Source organism: Pseudooceanicola sediminis, assembly GCF_003575965.1.
GTDB classification, from domain to species: Bacteria; Pseudomonadota; Alphaproteobacteria; order Rhodobacterales; family Rhodobacteraceae; genus Pseudooceanicola; species Pseudooceanicola sediminis.
The window spans coordinates 155,236-170,954 of sequence record NZ_QWJJ01000009.1 but is presented as its reverse complement, the minus strand read 5'-3'; the positions used below and the strand labels follow the sequence as shown (position 1 = coordinate 170,954).

Sequence of the window (15,719 nt, the reverse complement as noted above, 5' to 3'; positions counted from 1 at the left end):
ATGGGCCGCGCAGGCGGCCCTGCCGTGTCAGTATTCGACGCCGATCTGCGCCTTGATGCCGGAGCGGAAGGGATGCTTGATCAGCTCCATTTCCGTGACCAGATCAGCGATTTCGATCAGCTCGTCCTTGGCATTGCGCCCGGTCAGGACGACATGGGTCATTTCGGGCTTTTCCGTGGTCAGAAAGGTCACGACGTCGTTGATGTCGATGTAGTCGTAGCGCAGCGCGATGTTGATTTCATCGAGGAGGACCATGTGGTTGGCGGGGTCGCGGATCAGGTCCTTGGCCTTTTCCCAGGCGGCCTGGGCCATTTCGGTGTCGCGGTCACGATCCTGGGTTTCCCAGGTAAAGCCTTCGCCCATGGTGTGAAACGCGCATGTGTCGGTGAAATGCGACAGGATCAGGTCACGTTCGCCCGTGCTCATCCCGCCCTTGATGAACTGGACGACGGCGCATTGCATGTCATGCGCGATGCACCGGAAGATCATCCCGAAGGCGGCCGAGCTTTTACCCTTGCCCTTGCCTGTGTGCACGATGACCAGGCCTTTCTGGTCGGTCTTGGTGGCCATGATCTTGTCACGGGCGACCTTTTTCTTGGCCATTTTCACCGCGTGGCGGGCACTGTCGTCGGTCATGGGAGGTCTCCTTGAGGCGTGAGGGGCTTGGCGAAGGTCAGCGAAGTGGGGCGATCATAGCCCGGATGGGCGGTACGCGCGATTTCGTGAAAGCCGAGGCGATGGAAGGTGGCGTGATTCTCGGTCAGCTCGATGCGGGTTTGCAGCTGGAGTGCCGGCAGGTGGAGCGCGCGTGCGCGGGCCTCGGCGTGGGTGATCATCCGGCGGGCGAGGCCGCGGCCGCGATGATCCGGCGCGGTCGCCAGCTTGCCGAGGTAGAGGTGATCCGGCTTCGGCGTCAGGATCATGCAGGCGAGGAGGGTGTCGCCCTCTGTCAGCGCCCAGACTTCGGCTGTCGTCGCCTCAGCGGCCAGCGTTTGCGGGGTCATGCGGTGCAGCGACGACGGCGGGTCGATCCGGGAATCCATGTAGGCGAAGGCGGTGACCAGCAGGTGGTGCAGGTCTGTGAAATCATCGACGGGGGCGAGGCGTGTCAGGGGCATCAGATCAGCGCCTCGATCCGGGCACGCGCGGAGTTCGAGCGGGGCGTCCAGAGGCCGCGCTCGATCGCCTCCTGCAGACGCTGGGCGATTTCCGCCAGGGCGGGGGCATTGTGGTCGGCGATGAACTGGCGTGTCGCGTCGTCCTCCAGAAACGCGGCTTCGAGCAGATCGAAGTGGTGGTTCTTGACGGCATTGGTCGTGGCAGCAAAGGCGAAGAGGTAATCGACGGTGGCCGCTATTTCGAAGGCGCCCTTGTAGCCGTGGCGCTTGATGCCGTCGATCCACTTGGGATTGACCACACGGGAGCGGATGACACGGGAGAGTTCCTCGTCCAGCGTGCGGATCACGGGGCGTTCGGGGCGCGAGTGGTCGTTGTGATAGAGAGGGACATCCGCGCCGCGCAGCGCGGCGACGGCGGCAGCCGCGCCGCCTTCGAACTGGTAGTAATCATCGCTGTCCAGCAGGTCGTGTTCGCGGTTGTCCTGGTTTTGCACGATGCCATCGGTCTGGGTCAGGCGGGCGCGCAGGCCGGCTGCGTCGCGGGTGCCCTCGTCGCTGGCGCCGTAGGAGTAGCTGCCCCATTCCAGATAGGCTTCGGCAAGATCTGACCGGTCATTCCAGAGGCGTTCGTCGATCATCGCTTGCAGGCCCGCGCCGTAAGCGCCGGGTTTTGATCCGTAAACGCGCGATTGCGCTTGGCCTGCGCGGGCACGCGCGGCAGCGGGGTTCATGTCGTCGGGTTCATCCAGCGCCTGAACCGCGCGGGCGGCGCTGTCGACCAGGGCGATCAGTTGCGGGAACGCGTCGCGGAAAAAGCCCGAGATGCGCAGGGTGACGTCGACGCGGGGACGGTCCAGGGTGGTCAGGGGCAGGATTTCAAAGCCGGTGACGCGCCGGTTTGCAGCGTCCCATTGCGGCTTGACCCCCATCAGGGCGAGGGCCTGGGCGATGTCGTCGCCCCCGGTGCGCATGTTGGCCGTGCCCCAGGCGGTCAGCAGCAGCGTGCGGGGCCAGTCGCCCTGATCCTGCAAGTGACGCTCGATCAGCAGGTTTGCCGATTTCCATCCAAGGGCCCATGCCGTGGGGGTCGGCACGGCGCGGCTGTCGACCGAGTAGAAATTGCGCCCCGTCGGCAGCGTGTCGAGACGGCCGCGGGTGGGCGCGCCGGAGGGCGCCGGGGCAAGGAAGTGCCCTGCAAGGGCGGTGAGGAGGCCCGCCCCTTCGTCGGGGCCGCAGGCAGAAAGCATGGGGGCGATGGTCTGGGTGATCTCGTCCAGCACCGCGCGCGAGGCGTCGCCGGGGGCCTGTGCCCTACCGTCGAGCAGGGCGGCGGCAAACAGTTCCAGCCGTTCGACGGTATCGCCGTTGCTGCGCCAGCGGTCGGTGTCGAGCTGGGCCAGTGCTTCGGGGCGGGGACCTGCCCACGGGGCGGCCATGTCGCAATCCAGCGGGTCGAAGGCCATGGCGAAATCGGCGGCGAGGGCCCGGGGCAGCGAGGCGTCCTTGCCCTTGCCCGCGCCGCGCGGGATGCGGGTGAGGGCGAGAAGCAGGTCGCGGGCCAGCCTCCCCTCGGGCGACTGGCCAAAGACGTGCAGGCCGTCGCGGATCTGCGCCTCTTTCAGCTCGCACAGCCAGGCGTCGAGCTTGGCGAGGTCGCCGTCGGCGTCGCCGGTGAAGCCTGCATCCTTGTCGACGCCGGTGACCGAGGTCAGTGACAGGATCTCTCGGGACAGGTGCGCGATGCGGCGTGGATCGACGCCTGCGGCCTCGTAGTATTCATCGACCAGCGCTTCGAGGTCACGCAGGGGGCCGTAGCTTTCGGCGCGGGTCAGGGGCGGGGTCAGGTGGTCGACGATGACGGCCTGCGTGCGGCGCTTGGCCTGCGTGCCCTCGCCCGGGTCGTTGACGATGAAGGGGTAGATATGGGGCATCGGGCCAAACACGGCCTCGGGGAAGCAGGATTCGGACAGGGCCACGGCCTTGCCGGGCAGCCATTCGAGGTTGCCGTGCTTGCCCATGTGCACCAGCGCGTGGGCGCCGAACTCGGCGCGCAGCCAGATGTAGAAGGCGAGGTAGTTGTGCGGTGGGGCGAGGTCGGGCGCGTGGTAGGTCTCGGTCGGGTCGATGTTGTAGCCGCGCGCGGGCTGGATGCCGATGACCACGTTGCCATGTTGCAGGACGGAGAGCTTGAAGCCTGCGGGGGCGCTGGTGGTCGCGGAACCGTTCGGGGTGTGTATTTCGCGCAGGAAAAAGGGATCGTCCTCAGGGGAGCCCCAGCGATCGGTGATCTTTTGGCGGATGTCGCCGGGCAAGGCATTGAAGTGGTGCAGGTAGGTGGCGAGGGCGAGGGTGACGCCGCCGGTGGTCGCGGCGCGGTCGGTCAGCCAGTTGGTGGGGCCAGCGAGGATCGCCTGCATCAGCGTGTCGCTGTCGGTGGGGATGTTTTCGACGCTGTAGCTGTTGCGCGCCAGCAGGTTGAGTGCGTGGACGGTGGCGGCGGGCGTGTCGAGGCCAACGCCATTGGCGAGGCGACCGTCCTTGTTGGGGTAGTTGGCCAGGATCAGGGCAACGCGGCGATCGGGGGCGGGGGCACGGCGCAGGCGGATCCAGTTGGCGGCAAGTCTTGCGGTGAAGGCGATGCGGTCGGGACGGGCCTGGTAGACCGCAATGGGGCATTCTGTGGCGGCGTCGAAGTGGCTTTGACCCTTGAAGCTGATCGCACGGGACAGGATGCGGCCATCGATTTCCGGCAGGGCGACGTTCATTGCGATGTCGCGGGCCGAGAGACCGGAAAGGCCGTCGACCCACGCGGCCTCGGACGAAGCGGCGAGGACGACCTGGAACACCGGTGCGTTGTTGGCCGAGGCGGCGGCGAAGGGGTTGTGGTCGCCTGTCTCGCCGTGCGGAGAGCCGGTGGCGAAGGCGGTGCAGTTCAGGATCGCCTCGGGGTGGGTCTGGGCGAACAGGTGATCGAGGGTGGCGGCCGAGACCGGATCTTTCAGCGAGGCGACGAAGACGGGGAGCGGGTTGAGGCCTTCGGCCTGAAGCGCGCGGATCAGGCCGTCGATGGGGGCAAGTCCGGCACCCTGCACCAGCGCGCGGTAGAAGACGATGGGGACTGTGGCCGCGTCCTTGGTCCAGTGGGTCTGAAGGGTGTCCAGCGTGGGTTTCGAGGTGCCGGGCCAGTAGAGACCGGCGCGCAGCAACGGCGCGGCAGGGTGGGGTTTTTCGGTATCATCGAGCAGGGCCCGGCAATAGTGCAGGAAGCCAGTGGCGTTGGCCGGGCCGCCCTCGACAAGGTAGGCCCAGAGGGCGTCGTAATCGGCGTCGGGCAGGGTGGAGAAGGCACGAAGTTCGGGGTCGGGTTTGTCATCGCCGGGCAGGGCGAGGAAGGGGACACCGGCGGCGTGCAGGCGGGCCGAGAACTGTTCGATGCCGTAACGCCAGTACCCGGTGCCGCCGAGGACGCGGGCAATGACGAGGCGGGATTTCGTGGCGCAATCGTCAAGGTGCAGGTCGACCGACATCGGGTGTGTCAGGTTGGAGAGTTGCGCGAGGCGCAGCGAGGGGGCGCCGGGCATGGCGGCCCGTGCCTGCGACAGGGCGGCAAGTTCGGTATCGGCGGCGGATATCAGCACGACATCGGCCGGGGTCTGGCCGAGGTCCACGGGTTCGACGCCGTCATCGATGCGTCCGGGGGTGGCGGCGAGAAGGTGCATGGGACCTCAGTTGTGAGCCGCCGGAGCGCTGCGCGGGCAGATGCCTCCGGCGGGGGTATTTCGGGCCAGATGAGAGAGCCGTCAGGCCTTTGCGGCGTGGTCGGCCTGCGGCAATGGTTTTTCCATGAAGACGGAGACGCCGTTGTCGGCATAGTCGCCAAAGACGCCGCAACGGGTGTAGCCGTGACGTTCGTAGAGGCGGCAGGCTGCGGCAAGCGCATCGCCGGTTTCCAGGCGCAAGAGCGACAGGCCGCGGGAGCGGGCGTGGTCTTCGAGTTGGCGCAGCAGGGCGGCGCCTATGCCGCGACCGCGGGCGGCTTCGTCCGTGTAGAAGCTTTTGACTTCGCCGTAGTCGGGTTTGATCATGAGGGCGGCACAGCCCAGCACCTCGTCGCCGATGCGGGCGACGAAGAAGTCGATATTTTCGGCCTGAAGCGCGTCATGGGTGAGGAAGTTGTTTTCCTCGGGCTTGTAGAGGCGGCGCATCAGGGCCTGCGAGGCGTCCAGCAGGCGGGTGGCCTCGGGTGTGGTCGGGGCGGAGGGTTCGACGATGATCATGCGGCCAGTGCGCTTTCGATCGCGGCACGGTCGAGGCCGGTCTGACCGATGACGACAAGGCGGGTTTCGCGCGCGCCTGTGCCGAAGGGCTGGTCGAAGTAGCTGTCGATGCGGGGGCCGACGGCCTGGATCGTCAGGCGCATGGGTTTGCCGGTGACCGCGGCGAAGCCCTTGAGGCGCAGGATGTCGTGTGCGGCGATGATGGCGGAAACCTTGGCCGAAAAGGCTTTTGGGTCGGTTATCTCGGGAAGGGTCACCACGAAGCTCTCGAATTCATCATGGTCGTGGTGGTGGTGATCATCCTGTTCGTCTTCGTGGTCATCGTCGTCATGGTGGTGGTGATGGTGCACCTCATGGCGCGCTTCCATATCTGTCTCGGCGCCGATCCCCATGCCGAGCAGGACGTCGACGGGCAGCACGCCCATGGCAGAGGAGACCAGCTGGACCGAGGGGCGCGCGCCGGTTTTCAGGGCGTCCATCGTCAGGGCGAGCTCGGTCGAGGACAGCAGGTCGGCCTTGTTGACGACGATCATGTCGGCGCAGGCGAGCTGGTCTTCGAAAAGGTCCGACAGTGGCGTTTCATGGTCGATGCTGTCGTCGGCCGCGCGTGCGGCGGAGACGGCGGCCTCGTCATGGGCAAAGCGTCCTTCTGCCACGGCGTGGCCATCGACCACGGTGACGACGCCATCGACGGTGACCTGTGTAGAGATCGCGGGCCAGTTGAAGGCGCGGATCAGCGGCTGCGGCAGGGCGAGGCCGGAGGTTTCGATGACGATGTGATCGGGTTTGTCGGGGCGGGCCAGCAGGGCTTCCATCGTCGGGATGAAGTCTTCGGCGACGGTGCAGCATATGCAGCCGTTCGACAGCTCCATGATATCCTCGTCCCGGCAGGCGCTGTCGCCGCAGCCCTTGAGGATATCGCCGTCGACGCCGAGATCGCCGAATTCGTTGATGATCAGGGCGATCCGCTTGCCTTGGGCGTGGGTCAGCATGTGGCGGATCAGGGTGGTCTTGCCGGCACCGAGGAAGCCGGTGATGACGGTTGCTGGGATTTTAGCGGGCATGGGCAGGCTCCTGCGGAATGGCTGGAATGCAGAGCGGCGCCGGAGGGAGGCCCCCCGGCGCGCGTCGATGCAAGGACGTCCGGTTCAGGCGCGGTTGAACAGACGCGGCGTGGTCAGGCCGGATTTGGACAGCCCGCGCAGCGACTTTGCGGCGGCCAGCACGGCGAGATCTGCCAGCGGCTCGATCAGGACGACCATCATGTAGGCGCCACCGAAGGTGAAGACCGAGGTGGTCGTCGCTGCGGTGAAGCCCTGACCGTAGAAGGCCCAGAACGCGACCCAGGCCACGACGCCGCCCTGGTAGGCGGTCGAGAGGGCGAGTGCGTCACGGTACTTGATATCAACATAGGGCGTGTCGCGGGAAATCAGTTTGTTCGCCAGCGCGCTGACGGCAAACAGCGGCACCAGCAAGGTGGTGACGTTGGCGCCGTATTGCGGCAGATCGAAGGGCGCGAAGAAGATGCCTTGCAGCAGCAGACCCAGGGCAAGGGCCACGGCGGCAGGGGCCGCACCCAGCAAGAGGAACAGCGTCGAGCCGAGGATGAAGTGTACCTCGGAGATGCCGACCTGGAAGTGCGGCAGCAGTTGGAAGAAGGTAAACACCGCGCCGGCACCGACACCGATGCGCGCCAGAAGCGAGCCGAGGCCCTTTTCGCGCAGGGCGCTGGCCCCCAGTTTCACGGTATAGGCGGCGGCACCTGCGGCGGTGGCGTAGGACAGGACCATTTTGGCCGGATCCAGCAAGCCTGGTTCGATATGCATTTCAGGTCTCCTTGGCCGTCACACCCGACGGCCCGATGGGGTTACGTTCCTGCACGGCCGGTCTCCTGGCTGGCGGCTCTGGCGCAGTCCTGACCTTCCCGGGCTCTCCCAGTGGCATCTCAGGCGCTGCTTGCCGCGTCACAGTCGCGGGGGCGGCTGCGGCTTCAGGGCCCCTGTGTGGGTCACCCGTTTCCGCATTCCCGTTTCACCCCCTTGGCGCTTTGCGCCGGTGCGGGGGAACCGTACAGCCCCATGAGTGCCGTGGATGTGCCGGTGCCGTCAAGCGCGATTGCACCCGTCGTTCCGGCGAATTTCGCCCGGCAGTGGCCTGAATCCGCCACTGACGTCGCAATATCTTGTGGAAAACCTCAGAACGCGTCCCATATCCTGCGGCGTTATCGTTGACAGCGATGCCCATGGCCCGCAGTCTTTTGGCAACACCCGGAATCACCCCTTCGCCCCGAAAGGCACAGGCAATGCGCTTTTCCAGACTACGGCTGACAGGCTTCAAGAGCTTCGTCGACCCGACCGACCTGATCATCAACGAGGGTCTGACCGGAGTCGTCGGCCCGAACGGGTGTGGCAAGTCGAACCTGCTTGAGGCGCTTCGCTGGGTCATGGGGGAAAACCGCCCCACCGCGATGCGGGGCGGCGGGATGGAGGATGTGATCTTTGCCGGGGCGTCGACCCGGCCGGCGCGCAACTTTGCCGAGGTCTGCCTGCATATCGACAATCATGATCGCCTGGCCCCGCCGGGGTTCAACGACGAGGATCAGGTCGAGATCGTGCGCCGCATCACCCGCGACGTCGGCAGTGCCTACAAGGCCAATGCCCGGGATGTGCGGGCGCGCGATGTGCAGATGCTGTTTGCCGATGCCTCGACCGGTGCGCATTCGCCTGCGCTTGTGCGGCAGGGGCAGATTTCAGAGCTGATCAACGCCAAGCCCAAGAGCCGCCGTCGCATCCTGGAAGAAGCCGCCGGGATTTCGGGCCTCTATCAGCGCCGCCACGAGGCTGAGCTGAAGCTGAAGGGCGCCGAGCAGAACCTGACCCGCGTCGATGACGTGATCGAGCAGTTGGGACAGCAACTGGCGGCACTGGAGCGTCAGGCGCGGCAGGCCGCCCGCTATCGCGCGATTGGCGGAGAGCTGCGCCAGGCCGAGGGGTTGCTGTTGTACCGGCGCTGGCGCGAGGCGGACGAGGCCCGCAACGTGGCCTTGGCCGATCTGCGGGAACGTGCGACGATGGCATCGCAGGCCGAGCGGGGCGCCCGCGATGCGGCACGTCTGCGGGCCGAGCTGGAAGAGGCGCTTCCGCCCCGGCGCGAGGAGGAGGCGATTGCCGCCGCAGTTCTGCAACGTCTTGTCGTTCAGCGCGATGCCTTGGCCGATCAGCAGACCCGTGCCATGCAGGCCATCGTGACACTGAAAAACCGCATCGAGCAGCTTGGCAAGGACCGCGAGCGCGAGGCTGGGCTGAACCGTGATGCGAATGAAACCATCGAACGGCTGGAGTGGGAAGCCCGCGAAATTGCCAAGGCCCACGATGGCCACGCCGATCGCCTGGCCGAGGCGGCAGAATTGTCGCAGGAGGCGGCCTTGGTCCTGACTGATCGAGAAGCGGATCTTTCCCAACTGACAGAAGATGTTGCGCGTTTGGCGGCCCGTCACCAATCGGCGCATCGCCTGCTGGAGGACAGCTGCAAGACATTGGCCCGCAGCGAGGCCGAAGCCGACAAGGCCCGGGCGGCGGTGACCGAGGCCCGCGCGATTGCCGAACGTGCCGATGAAGAGTTCGACGGCGCCGTGGAGGCCGAGGAAATCGCGCGCGCCACCGTCGAAACCGCAGAGGAGACCCTGGCCGAGGCCGAGACGGCACGGGCCGAGGCGCAGGCACAGGAATCCGACGCGCGCGCGGCGCGGTCCTCGGCCGAGGGTGAGGTCAATGCCCTGGATGCCGAGGTGCGTGGGCTGTCCAAGCTGGTGCAACGCGACGCAACCGACGGCGGGCAGGTGCTGGATGTCCTCAAGGTCACGACAGGATACGAAAAGGCCCTTGGCGCGGCGCTGGCCGACGATTTGCGCGCGCCGGTCGTGGCGGGCGATGGTCCCTCGGGATGGGTGGCACTGGCCGATTACGATGTGACACAGGCATTGCCGGATGGTGCGCGACCCCTGTCGGATTTCGTCGCGGTCCCCCCGGCCCTGCACCGCCGGATTGCCCAGGTCGGTCTGGTCGATGCGTCCCAGGCAGCGAACTTGCAACCGGGGCTGAAACCGGGGCAGCGGCTGGTAACGGTGGCCGGCGACCTGTGGCGGTGGGACGGCTTTCGCGCCTGGGCCGAAGATGCACCTTCCGCCGCCGCGTTGCGGTTGCAACAGCTGAACCGACTGGCAGAACTGCGCGCCGAGCTGGAGCAGGCCGAGGGCCGGGCCGAGGTGGCGCGCGATGCACACGAGGCGCTGAGCGAGCGGCTTGCGGCCCTGTCCACTGCGGACAAGGCGGCGCGTCAGGCCCGCGTCGATGCCGACCGGCTGCTGGCCGAGGCCGCGCGCCGGATGAGCCGCGCCGATGCCGAGCGCAACATGGCTGGCAGCAAGCTGGAGACGTTGGGCCTTGCCGTCACGCGCCACGAAGAGGATGCGATGGCCGGGCGCACCCAGCTCAAGGAAGCCGAAGCCGCCATCGCCGACCTTGCCGATCTGGACGACGCCCGCGCCGGTATCGAGCAGATCCGCATGGCGGTCGAAGCTGCGCGCATGGCCATGATGTCGCGCCGCGCCAGCCATGACGAGATCCGCCGCGAGGGCGAGGCCCGCACACGCAGATCCCAGGAAATTACCAAGGAAACAAGCGGTTGGCGCCACCGCCTTGAAAGCGCCGATCGCCGTATGGCCGAACTTGATGCCCGCCGCGACGAAGCCGAGGACCAGCTGGCCGAAGCCATGGCCGAGCCGGAAGAACTGGAAGCCAAGCGCGAAGAACTGAACGAGGCCATCGAAGACGCCGAGGGGCGCCGTGCCCGCGCGTCCGACGTGCTTGCCGAGGCCGAAGCGCAGCTGCGCGAGGCGGTGGCCAGCGAACGCGACAGCGAACGCACGGCAAGCGAGGCGCGCGAAGCGCGGGCCCGCGCCGAGGCGCGGGGCGATGCGGCCTCCGAGGCGGTGTCCTACGCCGCCGAACGGATTGCCGAGGCGCAGGAAATGACGCCGAAGCAATTGCTCGAAAACCTTGATGTCGAACCGGAAAAGATGCCCCCGTCGGACCAGATCGAAGCCGATGTGAACCGACTGAAACGCCAGCGCGAGGCATTGGGCGCGGTCAACCTGCGTGCCGAGGAAGACGCCAGCGAGGTCCGCCAAGAGCACGACACGCTGGTGTCCGAAAAGGCCGATCTAGAAGAGGCGATCCGCGCTCTGCGCAACGGTATTTCCGGGCTGAACCGCGAGGGGCGCGAACGTCTGCTGACCGCGTTTGAGCAGGTGAATAGCAACTTCTCCCTTCTTTTCAGGCACTTGTTCAACGGCGGCGAAGCCAACCTCGTCTTGGTCGAGAGCGAAGACCCGCTGGATGCCGGGCTTGAGATCATGTGTCAGCCACCGGGCAAGAAACTCTCGACGCTGAGCCTTCTGTCGGGCGGTGAGCAGACACTGACGGCCATGGCCCTGATCTTCGCCGTCTTCCTGGCCAACCCCGCACCGATCTGCGTGCTGGACGAGGTCGACGCGCCGCTGGACGATGCCAACGTCACCCGCTTCTGCGACCTTCTGGACGAGATGTGCCGCCGCACCGATACCCGGTTCCTGATCATCACTCACCACGCTGTGACCATGGCGCGGATGGACCGCCTCTTCGGTGTGACGATGCAGGAACAGGGCGTCAGCCAGCTGGTATCGGTGGATCTCAAGAAAGCCGAACAGATGGTGGCGTGACGTCGGTATTTCGCACCAGGTCCGGGCCAAGTCCCTGATTCACTGCATTTTCAACGTCGGTATCCTGTCGGTAACCTGACGGCATCCGAACGGTCTCGCAGACACCTGGCCGGCTTCGGATCCTGTCATGTTTCCCTGTTGGAACTATCCCGGGGAGGGAGGGCCGCAGGCCCGGGAGGGGCAGCGCCCCTCCGCGTCACAGCCGTTCCAGCAGCGCGCGTGTCGGCCAGGCGTCCGCGGGCAGGCCAAGTTGCTTCTGCACCGCCTGCACGGCCTCGCGGCTCTTTTCGCCCAGAATGCCGTCGACCCCACCCACGTCATACCCTCTGCGCTGCAACTCCTGCTGCAGGGCTTTCAGTTCCGGCCCGGAAAGACCGGGATCGGGATTGCCCGGCGCGAAGACCGGCGCGCCGGACAGGCGCGTGGCGAAGTAGGCGGCGGTCAGGACATAGGTGAAGCTCTGGTTCCATTCGAACAGAACCGAGAAGTTGGGGTAGGCGAGGAAGGCCGGACCATGTCGGCCCTGCGGCAGGATGACCGATGCCGGCAGGCTGGTGCTTTGCCAGCTGCCCGAACGGGGCCGAACGCCGAGCGATTGCCACCGGGCCGCGCTGAGGGTGGTGCGCAGCCCCGTCTGCGACCAGTCCATCTCTGCGGGCAGGGTGATTTCCTGCAACCAGGGTTGATTGGGGGCCCAGCCGAGACTGCGCAGCATCCGTCCGCCCGACATCAGCGCATCGGGGGCCGAGGTCTTGAGCCGGACATGCCCGTCGCCGTCGCCATCGACGCCGTTTTCCAGGATGTCCCCGGGCAGCATCTGCACCATGCCGATTTCACCGGCCCAGGCGCCGGTGGTGCTTGTGGGCGAGAAATCGCCTTGTTCGAACAGGCTGAGGGCGGCAAAGACCTGTGGGCGGAACAGCTCCGGCCGTCGGCAATCATGGGCCAGGGTGATCAGCGCGTTCAGCGTGTTGAAATCCCCCTGGTAGCCCCCGTAATCGGTTTCGAACGCCCAGAAGGCCAGCAGGATGCCGGGGGGCACGCCATAGTCGCGCTGGATGCGGGCGAAGGTATCAGCATGGCGCGCGGCATTCTTCTGACCATTGTCGATGCGGTTCTGCGAGATCAGTCGCCGGGCAAAGCTGGTAAAGTCGAGTTGAAAGACCCCCTGCTTGCGATCGGCATCGATGACGGCCTGGGTCCGGCTGGCGGCGGCGAAGAACCGCGATACCTGTGCCGGGTCATGGCCTTTGGCGATGGCCTCCCGTGCGAGGCCCTGCACGAAGCTTCCGAAGGGTCCGCCGCAGGATTGCGCCAGGGCCGGGAGGGGGGCCAGCAGGGCGAAAGAGGTCAACAGGGCGCGGAGTGTCATGCGGGGGGATCCTTGCAGCGGGGCCAATCCATGGCCGGGGCGATGCCCGAAACCTAGCAGGGCTGCGCGAAACGGCAATGACGCCCGGTCAAAGGACCCAGATCAGCAGGCAAACGCCCAGCAGGCAGGCCCATAGCTGCCAGAGGCGGGTACAGGCCGCTTCGATGTCGGCGGCGCCGGCATGGCGACGACCTGTCGGGTGGACGAAGGGATAATCGCGCATCTGTCCGTCGTAGGCGCGCGGGCCGGAGAGGGCGACATCGAGGGCACGGGCCATCGCCGCCTCTGGCCAGCCGGCATTGGGCGAGCGGTGGCGGTTCGCCTCGGCCACGATGGCACGCCATTGACCCAGGTGCCCGGACAGCGCAGCCAGGGCAAGCGCAGACAGGCGCGCCGGGATCAGGTTGAGCAGATCATCGGTGCGCGCCGCGGCCCAGCCGAAGCGTTCGTATCGGGGCGTGCGATAGCCGATCATGGAATCGGCGGTATTGATCAGCTTGTAGATCAGCAGGCCGGGAAGGCCCGCAACGAGGAACCAGAACGCGGGTGCGATCACGCCATCGGAGGCGTTTTCGGCGGCGCTTTCAATGGCGGCGCGGGCGACGGCGGGGCCATCCATCCCGGCGGTGTCGCGCCCCACGATCATGGCGACGCTGCGCCGCCCTTCGGGCAGCGAGATGCGCAGGGCGCGGGCGACGGCGGCGACGTGCTGGACCAGGCTGCGCTGGGCCAGCAGGATGGCGGCGACCAGCAGTTGCGGCAGCCAGCCGAGGGCGGCGATTGCCGTGCCGAGGAACCAGCCGATCACCACCAGCAGGGCGGTCAGGGCAAGGCCGCGCAGGCGACGCTGCGTGCCGTGGTTCATTTGCCGGTCGGCCCAGCCGATCAGCCTGCCCATCAGCACGGCGGGGTGGGGCAGGCGCGACCAGATCCAGCGGGGTTCGCCCAGCAGCGCATCGAGCAGCAGGGCGAGGGTGAGAATGGCCGCGTGGCTCATGCCAAGGCCCCCGCGACGCGGTCCCAGTGATCCGGGGCGGGCAGGCCGAGGCGGATCCAGTGCGGAGAATAGGGAAAGATGCGGCTCCAGACATGGTGCCGGGCAAGGCGGGTTTGCACGGCGGCGGCGTCGGGAACCGCATAGAGGCGGAACAGGGGCGTGCCGCCGGCCAGGGTGGCCCCGGCGCCCGTCATCAGCGTGTCGAGCCGCGCGGCATCGGCCGTGAGGCGCGCGCGGGTCGCGTCCGCCCAGGGCGTATCGCGCAGGGCCTGCGTGCCGACGTGCAGCGCGGGGCCTGAGACCGGCCAGGGGCCGAGCATGTCCGACAGCGCGCCGATGCGATCCGGCGTTCCGATGACCACGCCGAGGCGCAGACCGGCCAGACCCCAGAACTTGCCGAAGCTTTTCAGGATCAACGTGTCGTCGCACGCCGTGGTCACATGCGACCGCGCCGGGGCGATGTCGCAAAAGCTTTCGTCGATCACGGTGAGGGGGGCCGTGGCGGGCGCGTCGTGAAACGCGCCGGTGGGATTGTTGGGATGGACCAGCACGCGGGCCGCCTGGCCGGGGGCGGCGTCGGTGTCGACCTGCCATCCGAGGCGCGCAAAGGCGGCTGCGTGTTCGTTGTAGGTCGGGCCGGGGATATGGACGCGGCCCGGCGCCGCCAGTGCCGGGACATGGGCGATGGCAGAGGACGCGCCGGGCACGGCCAGGATCGCCCGTTGCGGCGGCACGCCCCAGAAGGCGCGGGCCGCGTCGCAGAGCGCATCGACGGCGCCCTGGTCAGGCAGGCGCGTCCAGGCGTGGTTTGGCAGGTCGGGCAACGGGTAGGGCACGGGATTGATGCCGGTCGACAGGTCCACCCAGTCGCCGTGGGTGCCGCCAAAGGTGCGGATCGCGGCGTCCAGATTGCCGCCGTGATCGCGCAGGGCGGTTGGATCGAGAGGGCCAGTCTTGTCGAGAGGGCCAGTCTTGTCAGCAGGGCCAGTCTTGTCAGCAGGGCCAGTCTTGTCAGCAGGGCCAGTCTTGTCGAGAGGGCCAGTCATATGGACGGGCCAGTTCTGTCGCGCAGGCCGGTTCTGCCGATGGGGGCAGGCATATCGAGGGGGCTGATCATTCGGTGCTGTCTGGCAGGGGCGGATGACGGGTGATGAAATGCCCCTTTACCCCCTGCGGCCACTGGCGATAGGGCACCTGGCCATTGGGGCTGTCGCGGTGCAGGGCGGCATAATCGGCAATCGCGGCGGCATCGTCCTCGTCGCCCTGAAACCGGCCCAGGGTATAGCAGAGCTTTCCCGCCGCCTGGATCGCGACGTTGCACCCATGCGTGCAGCCCATCAGGCAGGAGACGCGGCGTGTCGCGATACCCCGGGCCGCGGCCAGCGGTTCGATCCGCGCTGCCAGCGCTTCGCCATCCGTCCGTTCGGCGGTGGCGGCATCCCAGCCTTCGTGTTTGCAGGTGTCGCAGATCGTGATCCAGGTTGTCATCGTGTGTCCGTGCCCTTGCGTGCCAGTGTCTGCGTCGGTCGCTGTGCGCGTGTCGGGCCGAAACGACCTGCGAACGCGACGCTGTCGCCGCTTTCACCGCAATCGGCGGAAAATTGCAATTCGTTAACCTCGCGACGGGTGTGGCAATCCTTTGTTAAGGATTTGTTATCAATTGAGTCTGATAGTCATGTTAAGAAACACTAATCAAATATGTGCGTGTCCCGACAGGATCATTTTGGAAGGGTGGTGCATTGGGTGATATCAAGGACAGAACCGGGACCGTTTCGCTGGAGGGCGATCTGCTGGGCGGCGATGGTCGCACGCGCGTTCTGGTTGTGGAGAGCGAACCACGGTTGGGATGGGTGTGGAAACGCCATCTTGATCGGCAGGGATGCCATACCAGCCTGGTGCATGGGCAGGATGCCGCGATCGAGTGTCTGCGCACGGACGATTTCCAGGTGATCGTGCTGGATCTGGTGCTGACACATGGATCGGCCCTGGCCATCGCCGATTTCGCCAACTATCGCCAGCCGGATGCAAAGGTGATCTTTGTCACCAACACCTGTTTCTTTTCCGACGGGTCCATTTTCCAGCACGCCACAAATGCCTGCGCCATGATGAATTCCGGCGCGCCGCCATCCGACCTTGCCGCGATGGTGGAACATCTGGGCGGCCACCCCGGCCAGCGCTGTTAGCCGGCCACGGTTGG

General features: G+C 66.7%; 12 protein-coding genes and 1 riboswitch. Of the genes, 2 read left to right on the top strand and 10 right to left on the bottom strand.

What is annotated here, in order from left to right; genetic code table 11:
• Positions 1 to 27: 27 nt before the first annotated feature.
• From cobO to DL237_RS11940, 6 genes are all read right to left on the bottom strand, one after another.
• The gene (cobO, locus tag DL237_RS11965) at positions 28 to 636 is read right to left on the bottom strand and encodes a cob(I)yrinic acid a,c-diamide adenosyltransferase (protein WP_119399290.1); all 609 of its coding nucleotides are present in this window, start codon (positions 634 to 636) and stop codon (positions 28 to 30) included.
• Positions 633 to 1,118 (bottom strand): GNAT family N-acetyltransferase, encoded by a 486-nt coding sequence (locus tag DL237_RS11960; protein WP_233544972.1) that lies wholly within the window; start codon positions 1,116 to 1,118, stop codon positions 633 to 635. Before DL237_RS11960 ends, cobO begins: the two co-directional genes overlap by 4 nt.
• Complete coding sequence (gene cobN, locus DL237_RS11955) at positions 1,118 to 4,837, bottom strand: cobaltochelatase subunit CobN (RefSeq protein ID WP_119399289.1); 3,720 nt, start codon at positions 4,835 to 4,837, stop codon at positions 1,118 to 1,120. Before cobN ends, DL237_RS11960 begins: the two co-directional genes overlap by 1 nt.
• An 81-nt stretch (positions 4,838 to 4,918) precedes the next feature.
• Positions 4,919 to 5,395 (bottom strand): GNAT family N-acetyltransferase, encoded by a 477-nt coding sequence (locus tag DL237_RS11950; protein WP_119399288.1) that lies wholly within the window; start codon positions 5,393 to 5,395, stop codon positions 4,919 to 4,921.
• Positions 5,392 to 6,459 (bottom strand): cobalamin biosynthesis protein CobW, encoded by a 1,068-nt coding sequence (gene cobW, locus DL237_RS11945; protein WP_119399287.1) that lies wholly within the window; start codon positions 6,457 to 6,459, stop codon positions 5,392 to 5,394. The genes DL237_RS11950 and cobW overlap by 4 nt, the downstream gene beginning before the upstream one ends.
• Positions 6,460 to 6,543: 84 nt before the next feature.
• The gene (locus DL237_RS11940; RefSeq protein ID WP_119399286.1) at positions 6,544 to 7,221 is read right to left on the bottom strand and encodes an energy-coupling factor ABC transporter permease; all 678 of its coding nucleotides are present in this window, start codon (positions 7,219 to 7,221) and stop codon (positions 6,544 to 6,546) included.
• 38 nt (positions 7,222 to 7,259) lie between these two features.
• Positions 7,260 to 7,481, bottom strand: a riboswitch (cobalamin riboswitch).
• Between the two features lie 216 nt (positions 7,482 to 7,697).
• Here DL237_RS11940 and smc point away from each other — a divergent pair.
• Entirely contained in the window at positions 7,698 to 11,153 is a 3,456-nt protein-coding gene (smc, locus tag DL237_RS11935; RefSeq protein WP_119399285.1) for a chromosome segregation protein SMC, read from the top strand.
• 196 nt (positions 11,154 to 11,349) lie between these two features.
• Here the strand turns inward: smc and DL237_RS11930 are convergent, their stop codons facing one another.
• From DL237_RS11930 to DL237_RS11915, 4 genes are all read right to left on the bottom strand, one after another.
• Positions 11,350 to 12,525, bottom strand: coding sequence for a lytic murein transglycosylase (locus tag DL237_RS11930; RefSeq protein WP_119399284.1), 1,176 nt, complete (start codon positions 12,523 to 12,525; stop codon positions 11,350 to 11,352).
• 88 nt (positions 12,526 to 12,613) lie between these two features.
• Positions 12,614 to 13,522, bottom strand: a complete 909-nt coding sequence (cbiB, locus tag DL237_RS11925) for an adenosylcobinamide-phosphate synthase CbiB (protein WP_119399283.1) — start codon at positions 13,520 to 13,522, stop codon at positions 12,614 to 12,616.
• Positions 13,519 to 14,568, bottom strand: a complete 1,050-nt coding sequence (locus tag DL237_RS11920) for a threonine-phosphate decarboxylase (RefSeq protein WP_119399282.1) — start codon at positions 14,566 to 14,568, stop codon at positions 13,519 to 13,521. The genes cbiB and DL237_RS11920 overlap by 4 nt, the downstream gene beginning before the upstream one ends.
• 67 nt (positions 14,569 to 14,635) lie before the next feature.
• Positions 14,636 to 15,010 carry a DUF1636 family protein gene (locus tag DL237_RS11915; RefSeq protein ID WP_119399281.1) on the bottom strand — a complete coding sequence of 125 codons (375 nt, stop codon included), beginning with the start codon at positions 15,008 to 15,010 and terminating at the stop codon, positions 14,636 to 14,638.
• A gap of 302 nt (positions 15,011 to 15,312) precedes the next feature.
• Here DL237_RS11915 and DL237_RS11910 point away from each other — a divergent pair, with 302 nt between their 5' ends.
• Positions 15,313 to 15,705, top strand: coding sequence for a DNA-binding transcriptional response regulator (locus DL237_RS11910; RefSeq protein WP_119399339.1), 393 nt, complete (start codon positions 15,313 to 15,315; stop codon positions 15,703 to 15,705).
• Positions 15,706 to 15,719: the final 14 nt, after the last annotated feature.